The following is a 528-nucleotide window of genomic DNA, read 5'->3' as shown; positions in this document are numbered from 1 at the left end:
CGGCGTCGCAGGGTGGACGATTCGCCCGTCAGCATGGACTCGTCCAGTTCCGCGTCGCCGGTCAATGTGCCGTCGACGGGCACGAACTCGCCGCTCCGCACCAGCAGCCTGTCGCCGGGGACAAGGGTGTCCGGCGCAACCGAGCGCCATTCCCCGTTCTCGAAACGGGTTGCCTGCCGGGGGGCGCGGCCGAGCAGTGCGCTCATCTCGCGTTGCGCGCGGTCCTGCGCATACCGCTCCAGCGTCCGCCCGCTCGCCAGCATCAACGCAATCACCGCCGCCGCAAGCGTTTCGTCGAGCACGACCGCCAGCGCGATCGCGAGCCACGCGAGCACGTCAATGCCGGCCTGCCGCCTCATCACGGCCTTGACCAGCGAGACCGTCAACGCGAGCAGGACCGGCAGCGTCCCCAGCAGCCAGGCGAATCGTGCGAGCGACGGCTGGCCGAACGCCACGCATACGCCGCCGCCGGCGAGCGTGGCGGCCGCCAGAATCAGCAACACGAGATCGATCGACCAGGGGACTCGG

At 70.5% G+C, this 528-nt stretch carries 1 protein-coding gene; it reads right to left on the bottom strand.

The features are described from left to right. A partial coding sequence (locus ACTJLD_RS41370; protein WP_440661790.1) for a P-type ATPase occupies positions 1-528 on the bottom strand: 528 nt, incomplete at both ends.

Origin of the sequence: Burkholderia sp. 22088 (assembly GCF_052045915.1) — a bacterium.
GTDB classification, from domain to species: domain Bacteria; phylum Pseudomonadota; class Gammaproteobacteria; order Burkholderiales; family Burkholderiaceae; genus Burkholderia; species Burkholderia cepacia.
Note: the sequence above shows the minus strand (reverse complement) of the source record. Positions and strands in the feature narration are given on the sequence as shown.